This is a genomic window from Klebsiella sp. R445, from assembly GCF_051131755.1.
Lineage (GTDB): Bacteria > Pseudomonadota > Gammaproteobacteria > Enterobacterales > Enterobacteriaceae > Klebsiella > Klebsiella lignicola.
Genome location: NZ_CP180446.1, coordinates 975,494 through 994,939, shown reverse-complemented (window position 1 = coordinate 994,939; position 19,446 = coordinate 975,494). Strand labels below are relative to the sequence as shown.

Here is a 19,446-nt window from a genome sequence, read left to right as displayed (position 1 = left end):
TCCTGAAACATTATCGGCACCGACTGCAGGGCGAAACCAACTGATATTTCAGGCCTGAAAGGCTTCCAGGCTCATCAAGCTGCAAGTGACAGGTCTTCGTTCAGCGCGTCTCAGTGAATGCCACGCGGGATCAGCTCATAGTCAGCCAGCTGCGCAGCACTGGTCTCCCGAAGCTTTGGGGGAAAAGGCCTGCGGCACGCCAGTTAGACCACTCCCTCATTGCGCGAACCACATACCCCATGAACTGCTCACGGGTAATAACATGATACGACGCCAATAACATCTGCTCATGGCACAGAGCGGACAAGCTAACTGGACTGAAGGTCCGCTCAGAGCGAGAAGCAGAAGTTCGTTTTGCCACATACCATAAGACATCATTAAACAATGAACATCCTCCGGGGATGCCTGAGGTTTTTCATTGTGCCCACGTGTCCGCCATTGCCGGGTAACATCACACTAGCTCACTAGCTAATATTCCCTCTCAGTAGCTGCTAACAGCCTTACCATACATTGTCGATAATGCCCTCGTTAGAAGGGACTATCTGATATCACTTTTGGTGATAATGCACATAAGCAAAACGATATTATGTATATAGACCAATTGGTCTAACATGGGGCCTTGTTTTACTTAAACAATTAGGAAAAATCATGCCCCTGCTTTTTGAGGAGTACAATCTTAGTAATTTAGTACTTAAAAACCGTTCGGTTGTTGCACCAATGACCCGTGCTCGTGCTCCTGGGCATATTCCGAATGAATTAACCGCTCGTTATTATGGCCAGCGGGCTGGCGCAGGACTTATCGTGACAGAAGGTACGCCTATCAGCCAGGAAGGATGTGGGTTTGTCGACTGCCCAGGGATCTGGAATGCTCAGCAGATTGAAGCATGGAAAAAAGTGACTGACCGTGTCCACGATCTAGGTAGTGCTATTGTTACTCAGATCTGGCACGTTGGTCGCATCAGTCATGTATCTTTGCAGCCAGACGGCAAAGCGCCGGTGAGCTCTACGTCAACACAGGCAGCACAAAGCTCAGCTTTTGGGTATGACGAAAATGGTAAACCTGGATTTGTCACCGCCAGCAGACCCCATGCTCTTACAGTTTCGGAGATTCACCGAGTGGTTGAAGACTTTGCTCAGGCAGCGGAAAACGCGGCTGAAGCTGGTTTTGACGGTGTGGAAATCCATGGTGCAAATGGTTATCTGATTGAGCAATTTATTAATGGTGCTGTGAACGATCGTCACGACCAATACGGTGGTGATACGACAGAACATCGCCTGCGTTTCACACTGGAAGTGGTTGACGCCTGTATTGCCCGCATCGGTGCCAGCCGAGTGGGAATTCGTCTGTCACCGTTTGGTCGCCTGCACGAGCTGGGTGATTTTGATGGAGAAGAAGATACCTTTCTGACGCTGGCCCGTGAATTGAGCCAACGTAAAGTCGCCTTCGTTCATATCATGGATCAGGCAAGCCGTGGTGCGCCTGCAATGCCGGAAGGGTTCCTCGAAAAATTCCGTGCAGCTTATACCGGTACGTTAATCCTGGCGGGTGGTATGACTCTCGAGAAAGCGAACGAACTGTTAGGCCGTGGTGTTATCGATCTTGCCGCATTCGGTGCGAAATATATCGCCAATCCAGACCTGGTTGAACGCTACCGTCACGGCTGGCCAGTTAGCGAGCCGGATCACTCCTTATACTACGGCGGCGATGAGCATGGCTATACTGACTATGCTCCTTATAGTGGTCATCCACTAATCAAATAATCTGTATATTCTTCGCTGATGCGATTTACACCACTGTTTGAATATCTGATACAGGAATTCTATTTTGTTACCAATAAATTATAGCGCCTGGGTCTGGCACGGCGGAGCATTGCCAACCGGACTTCAATTGGAAACGATGCCTCTACCATGTCCGCAAGCGGGCCAGGTATTGGTGCAAAATCAGGCCATTGGGCTGAACCCTGTAGACTGGAAGTTGTTGAATATTAAGCAAGATAAAATTCCTGGAGTAGATGGTGCAGGTGTTGTGGTTGCCGTTGGCTCCGGCGTTTCGGAACACTGGGTAGGCCAGCGAGTCGCATGGCATCAAAGTCTGGAAAAACCCGGTAGTTTTGCTGAATTCACCGTGCTTAATGTTGAAGTCGTGATGAGAATCCCAAATGGGCTGGATACCGTAACGGCCGCAGCGTTTCCCTGCCCTGGATTAACCGCATGGCAGGCGTTAGAGAAAGTGCCATCCCGTACTGGTGACCGGATACTTATCGGCGGTGCCGGTGGGTCAGTAGGCGGCTTCCTGGTTCAGCTGGCACATCAGCGTGGTTTTGAGGTTGATGTTTTGAGCCATCCACGCCATCACGCACGTCTTACGGCTCTGGGAGCCAGCCATTGTTACACGACGCCAGATGATACCGACAACTGGGTCTCACCAGCACGTTACGATGTAATTATTGATTCTTCCAGTTCTGAAAGCTATCTCTGGCTATGTCGTGGGCTGGTTGCCAATGGTCACTTCGTTGCCATTCTTGGCCGCCCGGAAAGTTGGCCTTGCAAACCCTTTACCCGCACCTTCTCGCTACATGAAGTTGCACTTGGTGCATTACACATCTACGGCGATGTCCGTGCCTGGGATCGGCTTACCGCTGATGGTGAGCGGTTATTGGAGCAGATGGAGGCTGGCTCATTAACCGGTGAAAAGATCATTACCTTTAAATTTATCGATCTCGCTGACTATCTTCTGCGCTTAGAGCGCCGTGATTTCGTCGGAAAACTTGTTGCAGAGGTTTAAATATGTCTAAGTTGCCATCTTCATTAAAGCCAGTCTTGTTCGTGCTCACCAGCTATGAAGGAGAGGGGGATACCGGATTTTATTTACCAGAACTGACGCATCCTCTTCATGTTCTGGATGAGGCTGGTATTCCAACTATGCTGGCCTCAATCAAGGGCGGCCTGCCACCCGTGTATGGCGTTGAATTGGATGATCCTATTAATGCGCATTACTGGAATAACAGCGATTTCCCGCAACGGCTGAATCATACCCCGGCACTGGCTGACATAGATAGTTCGCAATATAGCGCCGTTATGTATGTTGGTGGCCACGGAACTATGTGGGATTTCCCTCTGGATAGCAGCGTGCAGCGACTTAATCGTGAAATGTATGAAAACGGTCAGATTGTTGCCGCAGTATGTCATGGCCCAGCGGCACTCGTTAACGTCAAACTTAGTAATGGTGACTGGTTGGTGAAAGGTAAGCACATCGCTGCATTTACTGATTCAGAAGAACGCGCGGTAGGTATGGCTGATGTAGTGCCATTCCTGCTGGAAAGCACACTTAAAGCGCACGGTGCTATTCACGAAGGAGCGCCTGACTGGAATACCAAAGTGGTCACTGATGGCAATCTGATCACCGGCCAGAACCCTCAGTCCGCTGCAGGGGTTGGTGAGGCTATTCGCGATAAACTTTTGGCATATTAACCTTAGGTTGGGTGATGAAAAAAAGTTAACACTTGCGCTGCTAGTACCCGCACTGATGGCAGTGAGTTCCTGGGCTAATGCAGCCAATATCCTGGTAGTGTTGTCGGATAGTAATAGTCTGCAACTTCGAGACGGCAAAACCCACGCAACGGGTTTTTATCTAAATGAATTGATGCAGCCAGTTAAAATGATGCTGGATTCTGGCGATACAGTGACTTTCGTAACACCTGAAGGTAAGGCTTCGACCATGGACAAGCTCTCAACTGATGCCAAAGAGTTTGGAGGGAGTCAGAAGGAACTGGATATTCATTTGAATTAAAGAATGGATTTCATACTTTGACCAACTCCCCTGGAGCCATGATCCCTGATGTTAACAATGTCCGCTCCAGGAACGGGGCTGCTGTTGCAGCCCTGATAACCATGCAAATTGCACAGGGCTACCGGTTTTCTGTTGCAACACCGTTGCTCTGCTTGAAACAGAGCTACCATATGCAACATCAGATACTTTGAGTTTGACCAGATCGCAGCCTCGTAGCTTACTGTCCAGGGTCATATTGAACAGAGCTAAAAGAGGGAATGGTTATGTTTGCTTAAGGAGAAAACTGATGACACTTACCAGCAAAATAACACTTTATAACCCTAACTGGCCGGGTATGTTTGTAGCTGAGAGAAATAGAATTGCATTCATTTTTGGCGATCATCTCGTTGCTATTCATCATGTTGGAAGCACTGCTATACCTGGACTAGCCGCAAAACCTGAAATTGATTTGCTGGTTGAAGTATCCATCTTCACTAACGCAGCCAGGGTTGATACATTAATGGGTGGATTCGGCTATATCAGAGGCTGTGACCTTTCTGCAGGCCACCATTTTTATCGTAAAGACATTGATGGGATCAGAACACATAAAGTGCATGTATGTGAATCCGGGCATAAAGATATTTCCAGTATGCTCAGTTTTCGTGACATTCTAAGGCAGGATGTTGAACTCAAGTCACGCTATCAGGCACTAAAATTTAAACTCGAGGCTGAAAATACCTCGGGTATAAAAGAGTATTTAGCGCATAAAATGCCATTTATTGAAGCAGTTCTGAAACAAAACAGATAAATTTTCTATTATATTAAAGCGGTTATGCATTCCTTGTTGTACATAATGTCCGCTGCTGGCACAAAGCGAACTTGTGAGCAGGTCCATGTCCACTGCGTGCGAGAAGCAGGCATTTGCGATGCCTAAACCTGTTTGGCATTATTTCAATAATTTTGACATTAGCTCAAAAAACATAGGCAGGTCACGGCTAAAAGAGAAGGACGCGTTTATAGCTTTGCGGGCGATTAAACCATCGATAAAGGCAAAAAGTATAATCGTGGTTTCCTCCAGGTTAATGTCCCGGCGAAACTCTCCCGCAGCAATACCTTCTGCGATAATCCCTGCAATACTTTGCCGCATGATGGTATCACTGGAAATATACGTTTTTTGCAATTCAGGGTTCCGCGCAGACTCCGCCATAATTTCAACCCACAATTGATGCGTGACTGGGTATCCTACATCGCTTATGCACGACGTAATCTGCTCGCAAAGGCGGGCGAAATAAGTGCCGTCAGATGGAGCATTATGGGCTGTTAACGCAGAACTCTGCTCTTCAAGAACGATAGCTTTGATAAGGTCATCCTTACTTTTGAAATACGTATACATCGCTCCCTGACTGATCCCAGCACGGGTAGAAATTTCACGCACGCTTGTCGCACTAAAGCCTTTTTCTGCAAAGCAGGCAGCAGCAGCGGTAATCAGCTTATGGTAGGTTTCGGTTTTCTTTAACATGTCGTCTATGATGTTTAATCCTGTGCCCGGACTTTAACGCTGTTTTCTTCCAGGAGCCAGAGTTGAACTCTGTAGTCTGGCTCCTGGAATCAGATGTTACTTCATCAGCGGTAGCGCACTGAGCATATTCTTGAGGTTCAGCATATCCCACGGCAGATGTTCAGCAATCGTAAGGCCGACCGGTGCGGCTTTTGAAGTAGCCTGAGCTATCAGATTGAGTACCTCTTCAATAGTCAGTTTGCCTTCTGCCACCTCACCAAAGTCGTGCTCTCCTCTGCCAGGCCTGGCGAAAAGAACAGAACGGAAAAGTGACGGATCGAGAACGTCCAGATCCAGGTGTATCGCCAGATACTCAATACTTTCCCTGTCAATCCACTCCATAACGTCTTTCCCGTCTTTTTTGACTTGTTCAGGACTGATAGTCGCAATGTTATGACGAGCAAGGTATTCAGCTTCATAAGCCAATGGATCGTGAATACCTGCAATCAGTATTTTTGAGGGACTGAGCCTGGTGGTGACGTGAGCAACTAAGTCTTTATCACCCGTTCCAATTAGTGCTCCAAGAACATGGGCATGAGCGTTTGGATATTGTTCAGCAGTCTGCACGTCAGGGTGAGTGTCGATCCAGAGTACACCCAGTTTATCTCCGTATTTATTGAGCAGATGTGAAAACGGAGCCAGTGACACCAGGCAATCGCCACCAAAAACGACAATGGAATCGGGATCATGTTTCTCAATCAGAGTGGCTGCATCATTGAGCTGCCTGATAATTTGAGGTTTAGCGGTAATGCCATCCACTTCGGCCTGTGGCTCCGTTGTGGGCTCATCAACCGCAACAGACTCAACAGGGCCATCTGATTCAGGGGAAAGATACGAGAGGAGAAGCGACCCAAGGTGATAGGGGGGATTATTGCCACCTTGCCATTGAGGAAATAAAAGTCTGAGCGTTTTACTGGTCATAGTTTGCCTTTGCTTGTTTTGACAACGGACTGATTTGAGTGAATCACAATCCGATAGTGAATGAACGTTCATTCATTTTTGTGCAATCATCGTTCTTTCGCAAGCAGCACGGCACGTTAAGTTAATTAAAAGGAACAAAGTCATTTTTTCAGGCCAGTTTCAAGCTATGTCCACTTCCTGGCACTGAGCAGACATGACTGGCCTTGCAGATTGACGGCTGTCTGACGCGAGCGTTTAGTGGCTCGCCAGCAGGGCGAAAAGACGCGCCTGAACCTCGGCACACCCGGCCAGCACCAGATTGCCGTTTACCAGGCCATTATCGGCAAGAAAGGCATTGCTGGCACCGCCCGCTTCAACAATGATCAACATTCCCGCCAGCGCGTCCCAGCTGTTCATGTGCTCCTCGTAATAGGCATGCACCTGCCCGGTAGCAACGTGAGCGAGCATCAGCGCCCCGGCACCAAAGCGGCGATACTCCATGCCGGCATTGAGCACATGGGCCAGGGTGCGGGTATAGTTTTCGACCGGCGCGCGGCTGGAGCGGCCCATACCGATAACTACCGTTTCTGGATCCGGCTCGCGGAGCGTCAGGCGCTGGTCGTTAAGAAACGCCCCTTCACCACGGCGGGCGAAGAAAAATTCATGACGATCCGGGGCGTAGATAATTCCCAGCTCCGTTGTGTTCTCGCGAACGTAAGCCAGTGAGATGCACCAGTAATCCATCCCCTGAATATAATTGGTCGTCCCGTCTATAGGATCCAGCACCCAGGTACCGCGCTCACCGGTCTGCAGACCGCTCTCTTCCCCGAGAAAACCATCCTTTGGACAGTGGGCGTTCAGCCAGTGTTTGATCTCTTGTTCCACATACAGATCGGCGTGTGAAACAAAATCCTGACGCGCTTTTTTATCCACCTGTAATCCGGCATTACGTAACGTCTGTGCTTCTGCACCCAACTGGCGAATCAATGCGCATAGTGACTGTTGCTGTTGTTCGGTCATAGCCTGCTCTTATTGAGGTAATGGCGACGTGCGCCGGGAAATGAGTTGTACATCCACCCAGGTGGTCCGCGAGGGTTGTAACGGATCGTCGGCGCGTTCCAGCAGGCGGGTTAATGCCTGACGGGAAATCTCCTCAACGTCCTGATGCAGGGTGGTGAGCTGGTAACTATATTGTGCCGTTTGCGGCGTATTATCAAAACCGATGAGCTGAAAATCGTCCGGACTGTGTCTGCCGCGCTGGCGCATCCCGTCAAGAAAACCGCAGGCGAGCTGCGCATTGGCACAGAAGATGCCTTCAAGAGTCTCATCCGCCCCGACGGCGGCCTGAAACCCACCGTCGTAGCCTTCGGTGGGGGCGATAATCGATTGCAGATTGTGGGCGGTGTCGACACCTAAGGTCTGTAGCGCCTGATAAAAGGCATCGCCGCGCATGCGACCGGCCCAGGTGGAGTGCGCGGTATTGAGCCAGCCAAAACGACGACAGCCGTTGCGCACCAGTTGCCCGGCGGCGAGGGTTGCGCCGTAGACGTTGTCCGAACTGACGTAATCCACGAAGGGGATATCCGGCTGGCGGTTGATACCTACCACCGGGATCTGCTGCGACACGCACTCGTTCACCAGTGATTCCGGGGGCTGACCCGAGGTCACGATCGCCCCGGACACCCGAAACTGGGCAAAACGACGCAGCGTGTGGGCCAGATCCTTTTCGCTGTGAATTTCACTCACCAGCGCCTGAAAACCACACCGCTGGATCTCGCTCAGTAGGGCATCCAGCAGGCTACTGCGAAACGGGTCGCTAATGCGCGAGACAATCACGCCGACCAGATGACTGCGGCGACGGTTTAGCCCTTGCGCGAGAAAGTTGACCTGATAACCGAGCTCCGTTGCTGCGCGCAGGACTCGCTCCCGGGTGGCGGGAGAGATACTGCCGTTGTTGCTCAGTGCACGTGAGACCACCGCCCGTGAAACGCCCGCCCGGTAGGCGACATCCTGCGCGGTAACGCTCTGTTTACGGGAGACGGAACTCATGCCGGGCGTTCCTCGCTGGAAATCACGGGTGTGTTAAGCGTGCATTGTAGACCGTCATAGCTGACGAACAACCCGTTCCTGGGCTGGCAAGCGCGCTTGAGGTCATGCAATATCGCGTCGTTACAATGATAGAGCCCCAGTGCCGGGAGATTCAGGTGCTGAAACAGCGCCAGACAGGAGGGAAAATCACCGTGGGACGCATCATCGCTGAGTGCCGCCAGTGATGCGCACTCCTGGAAAGCGAGACTGGCCCCCTCCATTAGTGCCACAGATTCCGGCGTTGGGCGACCGTCGCCGCTGTAAAACACCGTCTGCTCACCCTGGGTGATACGAATGGCACGGTTGGCGAGTTCATGGCGGGTTTCAGCGGTCTGGATATGCCAGTCGTGCCACGTCCATGCGTCGGTGGTGTCGCGCCAGTGGAGATCAAAACACAGCGTGGTCTGTGGCCAGTTGGCGAGAGCGGCCAGCTGCATCAGCACGGGGCGCTGCTGCGGCTGACTGTAAATAATCAACGCTTTCTGGCGCGAGAAGCTGTGCCAGTGATTCAGCAGCGCCGTCAGCCCGGTACAGTGGTCCGGGTGGACGTGGGTAAAATAGACGGCGTCGATATCATTGACGTCGCCTCCACGCTGCCACAATGCCCGTGGAATAGTGGGGCCGCAGTCAATTAACCATTGTCGGTTCATCTCATCGATTATCCGCAGCGCAGAGGTATTTTGTTCGCGGGAGAAGGCGCTACCGCACCCAAGCACATCTATTTTCATGTTCTCTCACCAAAAATGTTTGACGCTTAATTAAATTGTCACAAATACCCGACAAAGTAGGCTCACATAATGTCGAGTCAACATTGCATTTTTTTTACATTCAAATGAACACGTGTTCATTGCAGTAAAAAAAGTCAACGCAGCGATTTTTGGGTAATAAAAATGAGTTATTTACGGATAGCCGGGCTTAAAATTAGCTATGGCGAAAAGGTGGTGTTGCATAATATCGATCTGCATGTCGAGAAAGGCGAGATGATTGCCCTTTTGGGACCGTCCGGCTGCGGAAAAACAACGCTTCTCAATGCGCTTTGCGGGTTTATTGCGGTAAAACACGGGGAGATTACCGTTGCCGGCCGTGATATTACCCATAGTGCGCCGGAGCAGCGCAATATCACCATGGTATTTCAAAGCTATGCACTGTGGCCGCATCTGACGGTCGCGCGCAATATTGGCTATGGGTTGAAACTGCGCAAATGGCGTCGTGACGATATTGACCGCCGCGTTGCGGAACTGCTCAGCATCGTTAATCTGACCGGTCTGGCAGATGTGAAGGTCACCGAGCTTTCCGGCGGGCAGCGGCAACGTGTTGCGCTGGCACGGGCGCTGGCCATTGAGCCGGACGTGCTGGTGCTGGATGAACCCCTGTCGAACCTTGATGCCAAAGTGCGCCTCAACGTGCGCCATGAAATCAAATCCCTGCAAAAGCGCCTCGGGTTTACCTCATTAATTGTGACCCACGATCAGCAGGAAGCACTGGTTATGGCCGACCGTATTGCGGTGTTAAATAATGGCCGCATAGAGCAAATAGGGACGCCGGAAGATATTTACCAGCGACCAGCAACGCCATTCGTTGCTGATTTCATGGGCGCGGACAATAAAATCAACGTTAACGACTTCTTCGCGAAAGAGAATATTTCCCCGAGCGCGCAAGAGGAATCTTATATCGATGATTTCCGCGACTGTACCCTTTATTTTCGTAGCGCCGACGCAGCACTTTGTGCATTAACCGACCGCGCTCCGGAGGAGGGGATAACCCTTAATGGCGTGGTCGAGCAAAGTGCTTTTCTCGGCAATTTATACCGCCACAGCGTGCGCTGTTGCGAGCGCGTATTGCTGGCAGATTCAACCCAGTGCTGGCCGGCGCAGTCATCCGTGCGACTGCACGTTCCGGCTGCTGCTTTACATATTTTTCCATCGTCTCAAGCAAGTTGACTTCATCGTGTTCATTTTGGGGATAGACCATGTTTACTAAAACGAAAGCTGCGGTAGTGACGGCATTGTTTATGAGCTACGGCGTGCAGGCCGATACCATTCTGAACGTTGCCACAGCAGGCGATCAGAATATGGTGGATTACGTGAAAACCTGGTTGGGGCCGAAGTTTGAAGCGGCGCATCCAGGCGTGAAAGTACAGGTGGTGGGCACGGGTCCTGGAGATGCTGGCTCGAATAAAATCATCGAGAAACTGAGTGCGCAAAAAGAGAGTGGTGCGAAGACCTGGGATATAGATGTGGCGGTCGTTCACCAGAAAGCCGGTGGTGAACTCGTGGAAAAGAGACTGCTGGAGAAATATCGCCAGCAGATTAGCACCGGCAGCATGGTGAGCGCGGATAACGCGAAAAATGCCCTCGGCGTGAATGTCGACGGCTACGTGATGCCGATGTTCTTAAGCCAGACCGCCATCGCCTGGAACAGCGAAGCCATCAAAACGCCTCCGGCGTCTTATGACGAGCTGGTCAGCTGGGCGCAGAAAAACCCGCAGGCTTTCGGCTATAACGGCATCAAAAACGGCATGTCCGGAGTGAGCTTCGTGGTGGGCTGGATGTACGCCTACGGTACGGACGCCCGGCGTCTGTCTGCGCTGCCTTACGACAAAGGCGTGGAGAAAAACTGGAGCCAGGCGTACGAGAAGCTTAAGGCCTTCAATAAGAACGTGACCTTTACGCCAGGCAATGCCGGTACGCTCGATATGCTCAGTCGCGGGGAGATCACCATGGGGCCGGTGTGGGTGGATATGTTCTACAGCTGGAAAGACCAGGGCAAGCTGCCGCCGTCAATCAAACTGGCGCTGCTGTCGCCGGGTATGCCTGGACAACCGATGTACTACGTGATCCCGGCGAAGGCGGCAAACCCGCAGCTGGCGCGTGAGTTTATCGAGCTGGCAACCAGCCCGGACGTACAGGCTCAGGGGATCGTAAAACAGTTTAACTGGTATCCAGGTATTGATGCGGAGCACGTGAAGCCGAAGCTGGATCCGGCAACCTGGCAGAAGCTGTTCGCGGAAATATCCCCGCAAGCGCTGGCAGACCACGGCAAAAGCTTCCCGATCGCCCCTTACTTTGACGACATAAAAGAAGGCTACGAAAGCCAGGTCGCCAATTAATTATCGCTAATGCTCAGGTTCAGCATGACGCCGTCCTGAGCGTTTTTTTCTGATGTCAGGTTTGCTATGCGCCGTTCGTTGAAATATCTGTTACTGGTAGTCCCCGCCGCGCTGATGATCGCCGTACTCTTTTTGTACCCGCTTGGGTTCTCACTGATTGCCGCGTTTACCAACGATGCGGGGCAACTGACCCTGGCCCATTTCACTAAGGTTTATACCCTCTATTCCAGCGACATCGCCTTTACGGTGGTGATTGTGCTGATCTCCGTGGTGCTGCTGGCCGCTATTTCCATCACGCTCTCGGCGGTCATCACGTTGTCACCTTGTCGGCCAATTGTGCGCGTGCTGGGGTTCTTGTACCGCCTGCCGCTGTTTATCCCGTTTATTGTGGCAGCACAGATGATGCGCACCTTTCTGGCCAAAAACGGCCTGATGAACAATGCGCTGGTGGCAACCGATCTGTTTACGCCGATGGAGACGATTTCCTGGCTGGGCTGGAAAGGGATCATCATTACCTTTGTCTGGAAACAACTGGCGTTCGCCACGCTGCTTATCTGCGGCGCAATGGCGGCGCTGGAGCAGTCGCAAATCCTGGCCGCACGAAACCTCGGGGCCTCGCGCCCGGGCATTCTGTTCGACATTATTCTGCCGCAGGTGCTGCCTGCTATCGGTGTGGCGCTGGTGCTCTCCACCGTGACCATGATGTCGGTGCTGTCCGTGCCGTTGATGATTGGCGTCGGCACGCCGACGATGATGACCGTGGACATGGCGTTTCGCGTCAACTCTTACGGCGACTACGCGGTGGCCAATGCGCTGGGCGTGGTGTCACTGCTGATTTGTGGCGCTCTGTCGTGGTTCTACCTGCGTCACAGCCTGCAACAGAAGGGGGGCGATTTATGAAAGAGGTGAGTATGACTTTGCCGAACACATGGCTGGCGAAAGGGCGCCGAAAACTGAGCGCCAGTCTGCCGCTACAGACGCTGCTGTTGATTTTTATGCTGCTGGCGATGTTTGGCCCGCTGCTGAACTTGCTTATCTGGACGGTAGCAGAGAGCTGGTTTTTCCCCCATGCTTTGCCGAGCCAATGGGGGTTGAAATACTGGTATCAGGTGTTCAGCCCCTACAGTGATGTTTCTGGCTCGATGCTGACCAGTGTGCTCATTGCGCTGCTTTCCGTGGTGGTGTGTCTGTTGATTTCAGTGCCGGCAGGTTATGCGCTTTCACGGCGGGGGATGCCGCTGCGGGTGCTGTTCATGCTGCTGTTTTTGATTCCGCAGGCGTTTCCGAATCTGACGGTGTACATGAATATTGCCCGACTTTTCTATCAGTGGGGGCTAAACGGTACGATTGCCGGCGTCGTGCTGGTACACAGCATGCACGGCCTGATGTACTCAGTATGGATCTGCGTGGCGGCCTTTTCCGCCGTAGACCCGTTGCTGGCGAGGGCATCGCGTAACCTCGGTGCCGGGCCGATTTACACCTTCTGGCATATTGTGCTGCCGCAGGCCTCGCCGGGAATTATTGCCGCCAGTATTTTTGTCTTCCTCGAATCGCTGGATGAATTTACCGGTACGTTTTTCGTTGGCGCGCCGGACATCAGCACACTGCCGCTGCTGCTGTACAACGCCAGTATGTCGGGGAATTATCAGGTGTCGTCCATTACGGCCCTGATTCTGCTGGTGCCGTCGCTGTTGTTTATGCTGGTCATCCATAAGTTTATGCGCCCGGACATGCTGTCGAAGCTGGGTAAAGGGTGAGGGGGGTAGTATTGCGCTTCTGAATTTACGGAGGTGAACTTGACTACTATCACTAATGTATTAATTAATGGATAGCAGAACATATTTATCATATAAATTGTCATCTGCGCTTAGTTTTTACAGGAAAATAACCGGTGAGTATGACAGCCTGCATTGCTCTTTTGAGCGCATGTCCATTTGTGAGTCAGATGTCGAAGCCGCTGACCTTTTCCGAAATATTCCTGGAAGCTCCTGGACCAAAAGGCCCTTTGAAAGGTACGTTACTAACTCTATATTCAAAACCAACTTCAGTTGCTCTTATCATTCCTGGCTCCGGGCCTACAGATCGGGATGGTAACAACCCGCTTGGTGTGAATGCATCACCTTACCGACTTCTTGCCGAAGGCCTGGCTTCGAAAGGCTTTGCAACGCTTCGTATCGACAAACGAGGAATGTTCGCTAGCGCATCGGCTGTAGATAATCCCAATGCGGTGACGATTGCTGACTATGTTGACGACGTTCGAGCTTGGATAAAAGTGCTGAAACGTGAGACCCAAACCCCCTGTGTTTGGATTATAGGGCACAGCGAAGGAGGTATTATCGCACTTGCCTCGGCTCTGGAAGAGGATGTGTGCGGAGTGGTTCTTATTGCAACGCCCGGGAGGCCGTTGGGCGAGGTGTTGAGAGGACAATTTAAGGCTAATCCGGCAAACGCACTTTTATTAAATGAAGCATTGCCGATAATCGATGCTCTGGAGCATCGGCGGCGAGTCGATACAACGAATATACATCCAGCACTGCAAAATATCTTTAATCCGGATATTCAGGGATTTTTGATTGATGCGTTTTCATATAATCCGAGCCAACTCATTTCTACCATTTCCAAACCCGTGTTAGTGCTACAAGGGCAACGCGACCTCCAGGTAGACGAAATGGATGCAAAAAGGCTTCAAACAGCTAATCCTCAAGCGTCCCTGGTCATATTGCCCAACATGAACCATGTTATGAAAGAGGTAACGTCGGACGATCTCAAGGCAAATATCACTTCATATGCGGAGCCCACACTTCCCTTAGCACCAGGTTTAATCGAATCTATTGAGAATTTCCTAATTAACAACGCACCTTTTCCTGAAAAGTAACTACCCGCTGTGAGCGATACACGGAGTCCATACCATTGCTCGTTGAGGATCACTGTATAGTGACGTGTATGCGTTCTGTTCCCACGGAAAGTGTTGGAGAGGGGGATGCTGGTAACATCGGGGAAAACTCAGTTGTCATAGCGTGCTGATGGAAAGGTCCATTAGTTATATTGCTTCACGATCTTCTAATGGATGAAAAGCATAACTGGCTTTGCGAACAGTGCGCAGCTAAAGAAAGGGAGGTCTAATGAATACCGCAAATATCCGTACAATGATTGGCGTGACTCTTTTATTGATGTCAGCCTTAGTCCCGGCGTCCGTAACCATACATTCAGAATATCCCAGCTCGCAGCGTATCTCTGTACAGACGCAGGGCAAAGACTCAGGAGCAGATATTATATTGATTCCCGGGCTGGCTTCCTCGCGTGATGTTTGGGCTGGTTTAGTCTCAAATTTACAGATGAACCACCGTATTCATCTTGTCGAACTTGCGGGTTTTGCGAGTACGCCAGCCATTGCTAATCCAGAGGGGAAGGTCATCGCTCCGGCAGTTGACGCCATCGCTGAATACATTCACACCCAGCATATTAAAGCACCGGTGATTATTGGCCATTCTCTTGGTGGAGAAATTGCATTGATGCTTGGCGCTCGCCATCCCGACCAGGTCGGTCGGTTGATGATTGTTGATGCTTTGCCGTTCTATTCGTTGATGTTCAACCCTGCCGCGACCAGTGAAAATACTGCCCGACAGGCCACTACCACGCGTGAATGGCTACTGGGGTTGTCGTCCGGGCAAAGCGCAGAGTATCAGAAAACCTCCATAGCCCGTTTGGTGAAGACTGAGGCGGTGAAACCAGCACTGGTGGCGGCGGGGATCAATTCTGATCGTAAGACCGTTGCTGATGCCGTGTATGAATTGATGGTAACCGATTTGCGTCCCGAGCTTACCCGTATTAGGGCGTCAGTTGAGATCGTGTACGCCTATGACGCCTTGTTTGGGATCCCCGCAGCCAGAGTGGATGCGATGTACCGTCAAGCTTATGACTCAGTACCAGATATCCATTACACGCGAATCGATGATAGTTTTCACTTTGTTATGCTTGATCAGCCTGAACGGTTCTCTGGCGCGGTTGAGTCATTCTTAAATAAATAGTCGTTCGGCGGTCATATGGGATGTTTTTCACTGTGGGATGTCCATGTGCAGTTGAAAGCTCTGGATGGGCGAGCGATGTTGATCTGACACAGCGATTCTACAGGCTGTATGGTGCAAACCTTGTGAAGGACCGTTCGTGGCTGGGTGCTGCCCGGAAGCAGGGCTTGAGGGCGGCTCAGAGCGAGGAGCAGACATTCGGCTCTCTGCCGTTTGTCATGACAGAGAGCACGCCAGAAAAGAATGGGTAGCTCTAGTTCGCTTTACTGTTTTGACGGGATGTGACAATCGTCATCGCTGCCGCCCCCAGGAGTAAGAAACCACTCAAGCCAAAAGCACTGCGCCATCCCAGAGTGTCGAATACTAACCCTCCTGCCGTTGAACCCAGTGCAATCGAGAGCTGGATCACCGCAACCATTAGGCCACCACCTGCCTCTGCATCTTCGGGTAGCGCCCGCGCTATCCATGTCCACCATCCCGTTGGCGCAGCCGTTGCTAGTAGTCCCCACAGGCTCAGCAATACGGCAACAGCCCAGATGCTGTGTCCAACCAGCAGTAACGCCCCGGCAGTCGCTGCCATAAGCAGGGGTATCATGATTAAGGTCTGATAAAACCTTGCGTTCAGGAATATTGAAACGGCCAGTGTGCCGACAAAACCCGCCACGCCTATTGCGAGCAAAATAAGAGAGAGACCAGAAGGACCTACGCGGGTCACGGTTTCAAGAAAGGGGCGCACGTAGGTAAATAAGGCAAACTGCCCTATGAAGAAGAGCCCGCAGGCCAGAAGTCCCGTAGGGACAATGGTGATGCGGAACAGACGATGCAGAGATCTCTGGGATTTTTGTTTTTTATCGCTTTCCATCGATGGCAGGCTGACCCACAGCCAGATGAACGCGGCTATAGCCAGGGGAACGAGGCATAAAAAAGCCCCTCGCCAGCCCAGGGTCGTGCCCAGATAGCTGCCAAATGGTGCCGCTACAACGGTAGCCAGCGCGTTCCCACCGTTAAAAATCGCCAGCGCACGGGGAACCTGACGCTGCGGAACGAGCCGAATGGCGGTTGCAGCCGACATGGACCAGAATCCACCAATGACCACCCCAATCAGGGCCCTCCCCAGCATATAAACCGGATAGCTGGGGGCCAGGGCGATGACTATCCCCGATATGGCCATTAAAACCGTCAGCCCCTGCAGGAGATATTTTCGGTTCAGATTTCCGGCAATATGGGAGATAGTCAGGCTGGTCATGACCGCCAGTGCGCCAGAGATTGCAATTCCCTGGCCAGCCAGCCCTTCGGTAATGTGTAAATCACTGGCAATAAGCGTAAGCAGGCTGACCGGCATAAACTCGGAAGCGATCAGCACAAACACGCAAAGCGTCATGGCAAACACGCCTCCCCACTGCGCATGGTTTTTTTCGTAAGGCGGTTTTAGTCTTAATGTGGACATTATCAGATCCCTTAATATCAAATCGGCAAGATTCAGGCGCAGTCCGGACAGACGTCATTCAGGGAATCACGTCAAAACATGGGTGAAAATGATGTGCAGGGGATTTACAGCCGCCTGCACATATCAGGCGGCTTGGGACGATTATCTTAGGTTGGTTTTGAAAAACTGCTCAAATTTAGTAAACGGAATCTTACCCGCAACGTTGTCATACAGATCAACATGATTTGCCCCCGGGACAATCACCAGCTCTTTCTCGTTGCTGCCGATCGCCTTAAAGGCATCTTCAGCAAAATAGCGTGAATGGGCTTTTTCGCCGGTCACGATAAGCGTAGGGATAGTGACTTCATTGGCGTAACTCAGCAGCGGCATATTCATAAATGACAGCGGCATCGTCGCATTCCAGGCTCCGGTTGAGTTGACCGAACGCGCATGGAAACCACGCGGCATGCGATAATAATCAAAGAATTCTTTCAGAACCGGATTGGGATTGGCGGGTAACGTTTCTGGCAGAATACGTTTCGACGTACTGACGTTCCCCTTTTCATCAACATAAATGTCATGCCCGCCGGGCGCGAAAGCTCCGTTCTTCGCATCTTCCCAGCGCTGTGCGTTCAGATACTGTAATACGGTGCGACGATCCGCAGTGGTATAACGGTCTTTACCATCACCCACGCCATGCCCCATCGCACGGCTCATGTCATACATCACGCTGGTCGCCACCGCTTTCACGCGGGTATCCATCGCGGCGTCGTTTAAGGCCATTCCGCCCCAGCCGCAGATACCCAGTAACCCGATACGATTTCGATCGACCTCTTTTTGCAGGCCCAGGAAATCAACAGCCGCGCTGAAATCCTCGGTGTTGATATCCGGAGAGGCAACGTTACGCGGATAGCCACCGCTTTCCCCCGTATATGAAGGGTCAAAAGCCAGGGTAACAAATCCCTGCTCAGCCAACGTCTGCGCATACAGACCGCTGGACTGCTCTTTCACCGCGCCGAAAGGCCCGCTGACGGCAATGGCCGCCAGTTTGCGCTCGCCGCGATCCTTTGGAATGTAGAGATCACCGACCAGGGTGATCCCGAAGCGGTTCTGAAAGGTCACTTTACGATGATTAACTTTCGTACTTTCAGCGAAGGTTTTATCCCATTTCTCGACCAGTGAAACCGGCGCGTTCGGATTAGTTGTATTGGCATAGCTCATCGTTGTGACTCCACTTAATGATGCGCAGAGCAGCATGGCTGGTATCGCGGCTGTCAGTTTTTTGGTGAAGGCAGTCATCAAAATCCCCTCATAAAGCGTGATAGATACAGGTTTCATACGGACAACACTGCTGTGCTTTGTTGCAATGCGAGCATTATAGTGAGCAGAAATAGTGCTTATTAGAGGGTTAAAATTGCTAGAATTAATACCATATTGTTCTAAATGGTGATGCGATAGCGAAGGAAACGTGATGGCGAAACGGGAAAACTATAATGATTTATACCTGTTCATGCAGGTGGTGCGGGAAGGGAGTTTTACTGCTGCGGCGCAACGACTCGGCCTGGCACAATCAGGTATAAGCCGTTCTGTACGCGAACTTGAAGAAAGACTGCGCGTTCAGCTTCTGGCACGCACTACGCGCAGGCTATCGCTCACCCAAGCCGGCGAACAACTCTACCGGAGCATTGAGTCAGGATTCGACGCTTTAGATATGGGGCTCGCCACGCTGGCCCATTATCGCCAGTCCCCATCAGGTACGGTACGGATTAATGCCAGCCAGCACGCGATTGATAAACTACTCCTGCCAAAGCTTGCGGTGTTTAAGCAACGTTACCCTGACATCCGGCTGGAACTCATCAGCGAAAGCCGGTTTGTCGATATTATTGCGGAAAGATTCGATGCCGGTGTACGTCTCGGGCCGGAAGTTGGCGGTGGCATGATAGCGGTCCGTATATCCCCCGACATGGAGATGGCCATTGTCGGTACGCCAGAACACTTTCGCCGCTATGGCTTTCCACAAGTCCCGGCAGATTTAGCGGTTCATCCGTGCATCGCTTATCAATTTGGCGATGGAAGCCTCTATACATGGGAACTTCAACAGGATGGTAAAAAAATAACTCATCAGCCACAGGGACAATGGGCTTTCGCTGACAGTTATATGGAAGCCAAAGCCGCCAGACTGGGACTGGGGCTGGCTTATGTTCCGGAAGAACTGGTGTCCGATGATTTAGAGCAGGGTTCGCTCATCAGAGTTTTACAACGCTACAGCCAACGCCTGGAAGGCTCATTTCTCTATTATCCGCACCGCAATGTGTCTCCCGGTCTGCGAGCGGTTATCGATACACTGAGAATTTATGAATGAAGGCCAGTCTGTACCCGTGCCAGGGTAACTGGTGCGCTCCTGGCACAGGGCTGACGGAAGTGACGACTCTGAAGATCAGCTGTGAGCGAGGAGCGGAAGTTTGCATATTCTACTTGTGTGGAGGGCATCAGTCCGTATTGCCCTCCTTTGCCCGGTGACGCTCAACTGCAGGGCTTGTGATTTTTAAGTCCCACCCGACAAAGCTGGTC

19 protein-coding genes are annotated in these 19,446 nt (G+C 51.6%); 12 read left to right on the top strand and 7 right to left on the bottom strand.

All coding sequences use genetic code 11. The annotated features are described in order from the left end of the window. Nucleotides 1-648 precede the first annotated feature (648 nt). The 5 genes from ACMYSN_RS04660 to ACMYSN_RS04640 all read left to right on the top strand — a co-directional run bounded on the left by ACMYSN_RS04660 (nt 649) and on the right by ACMYSN_RS04640 (nt 4,577). The gene (locus ACMYSN_RS04660) at nt 649-1,761 is read left to right on the top strand and encodes an alkene reductase (RefSeq protein WP_462497193.1); all 1,113 of its coding nucleotides are present in this window, start codon (nt 649-651) and stop codon (nt 1,759-1,761) included. A 64-nt stretch (nt 1,762-1,825) separates the two neighbouring features. Further along, on the top strand, nt 1,826-2,785 hold the full coding sequence (locus ACMYSN_RS04655; protein WP_462497192.1) for an MDR/zinc-dependent alcohol dehydrogenase-like family protein: 960 nt from the start codon (nt 1,826-1,828) through the stop codon (nt 2,783-2,785). 2 nt (nt 2,786-2,787) lie between these two features. After that, a complete protein-coding gene (locus ACMYSN_RS04650; RefSeq protein WP_462497191.1) occupies nt 2,788-3,471 on the top strand; it encodes a type 1 glutamine amidotransferase domain-containing protein in 684 nt (227 codons plus the stop codon). Nucleotides 3,472-3,478: 7 nt separating this feature from the next. After that, nucleotides 3,479-3,790, top strand: coding sequence for a type 1 glutamine amidotransferase family protein (locus tag ACMYSN_RS04645; protein ID WP_462497190.1), 312 nt, complete (start codon nt 3,479-3,481; stop codon nt 3,788-3,790). Between the two features lie 286 nt (nt 3,791-4,076). Further along, a complete protein-coding gene (locus ACMYSN_RS04640; RefSeq protein ID WP_462497189.1) occupies nt 4,077-4,577 on the top strand; it encodes a GrpB family protein in 501 nt (166 codons plus the stop codon). 138 nt (nt 4,578-4,715) lie between these two features. On the opposite strand, the gene ACMYSN_RS04635 is transcribed toward ACMYSN_RS04640, so the two are convergent. The 5 genes from ACMYSN_RS04635 to ACMYSN_RS04615 all read right to left on the bottom strand — a co-directional run bounded on the left by ACMYSN_RS04635 (nt 4,716) and on the right by ACMYSN_RS04615 (nt 9,043). Beyond that, nucleotides 4,716-5,288, bottom strand: coding sequence for a TetR/AcrR family transcriptional regulator (locus ACMYSN_RS04635; protein ID WP_462497188.1), 573 nt, complete (start codon nt 5,286-5,288; stop codon nt 4,716-4,718). 96 nt (nt 5,289-5,384) lie between these two features. Beyond that, entirely contained in the window at nt 5,385-6,248 is an 864-nt protein-coding gene (locus ACMYSN_RS04630) for an arginase family protein (RefSeq protein ID WP_462497187.1), read from the bottom strand. A 234-nt stretch (nt 6,249-6,482) separates the two neighbouring features. Further along, a complete protein-coding gene (locus ACMYSN_RS04625) occupies nt 6,483-7,247 on the bottom strand; it encodes an inositol monophosphatase family protein (protein ID WP_462497186.1) in 765 nt (254 codons plus the stop codon). Between the two features lie 9 nt (nt 7,248-7,256). After that, entirely contained in the window at nt 7,257-8,276 is a 1,020-nt protein-coding gene (locus ACMYSN_RS04620) for a LacI family DNA-binding transcriptional regulator (RefSeq protein ID WP_462497185.1), read from the bottom strand. Then, nucleotides 8,273-9,043, bottom strand: a complete 771-nt coding sequence (locus ACMYSN_RS04615) for an MBL fold metallo-hydrolase (protein ID WP_462497184.1) — start codon at nt 9,041-9,043, stop codon at nt 8,273-8,275. Before ACMYSN_RS04615 ends, ACMYSN_RS04620 begins: the two co-directional genes overlap by 4 nt. 162 nt (nt 9,044-9,205) lie before the next feature. Here ACMYSN_RS04615 and ACMYSN_RS04610 point away from each other — a divergent pair, with 162 nt between their 5' ends. From ACMYSN_RS04610 to ACMYSN_RS04585, 6 genes are all read left to right on the top strand, one after another. Further along, on the top strand, nt 9,206-10,255 hold the full coding sequence (locus tag ACMYSN_RS04610) for an ABC transporter ATP-binding protein (protein WP_462497183.1): 1,050 nt from the start codon (nt 9,206-9,208) through the stop codon (nt 10,253-10,255). A gap of 29 nt (nt 10,256-10,284) precedes the next feature. Next, entirely contained in the window at nt 10,285-11,424 is a 1,140-nt protein-coding gene (locus ACMYSN_RS04605) for an ABC transporter substrate-binding protein (protein WP_462497182.1), read from the top strand. A 66-nt stretch (nt 11,425-11,490) separates the two neighbouring features. Further along, nucleotides 11,491-12,324, top strand: a complete 834-nt coding sequence (locus ACMYSN_RS04600; protein WP_462497181.1) for an ABC transporter permease — start codon at nt 11,491-11,493, stop codon at nt 12,322-12,324. An 11-nt stretch (nt 12,325-12,335) separates the two neighbouring features. After that, nucleotides 12,336-13,181 carry an ABC transporter permease gene (locus ACMYSN_RS04595; protein WP_462497180.1) on the top strand — a complete coding sequence of 282 codons (846 nt, stop codon included), beginning with the start codon at nt 12,336-12,338 and terminating at the stop codon, nt 13,179-13,181. A gap of 140 nt (nt 13,182-13,321) precedes the next feature. After that, nucleotides 13,322-14,299 (top strand): alpha/beta hydrolase, encoded by a 978-nt coding sequence (locus ACMYSN_RS04590; protein ID WP_462498198.1) that lies wholly within the window; start codon nt 13,322-13,324, stop codon nt 14,297-14,299. Between the two features lie 247 nt (nt 14,300-14,546). Beyond that, nucleotides 14,547-15,452, top strand: coding sequence for an alpha/beta fold hydrolase (locus ACMYSN_RS04585; protein ID WP_462497179.1), 906 nt, complete (start codon nt 14,547-14,549; stop codon nt 15,450-15,452). A 250-nt stretch (nt 15,453-15,702) separates the two neighbouring features. On the opposite strand, the gene ACMYSN_RS04580 is transcribed toward ACMYSN_RS04585, so the two are convergent. Together ACMYSN_RS04580 and ACMYSN_RS04575 are read right to left on the bottom strand one after the other, a co-directional pair. After that, complete coding sequence (locus ACMYSN_RS04580) at nt 15,703-16,896, bottom strand: MFS transporter (RefSeq protein ID WP_462497178.1); 1,194 nt, start codon at nt 16,894-16,896, stop codon at nt 15,703-15,705. Between the two features lie 141 nt (nt 16,897-17,037). Further along, nucleotides 17,038-18,174 carry an alpha/beta hydrolase gene (locus tag ACMYSN_RS04575; RefSeq protein ID WP_462497177.1) on the bottom strand — a complete coding sequence of 379 codons (1,137 nt, stop codon included), beginning with the start codon at nt 18,172-18,174 and terminating at the stop codon, nt 17,038-17,040. A 172-nt stretch (nt 18,175-18,346) separates the two neighbouring features. Here ACMYSN_RS04575 and ACMYSN_RS04570 point away from each other — a divergent pair, with 172 nt between their 5' ends. Beyond that, nucleotides 18,347-19,237 (top strand): LysR family transcriptional regulator, encoded by an 891-nt coding sequence (locus ACMYSN_RS04570; RefSeq protein WP_462497176.1) that lies wholly within the window; start codon nt 18,347-18,349, stop codon nt 19,235-19,237. The last annotated feature ends 209 nt before the right edge of the window (nt 19,238-19,446 follow it).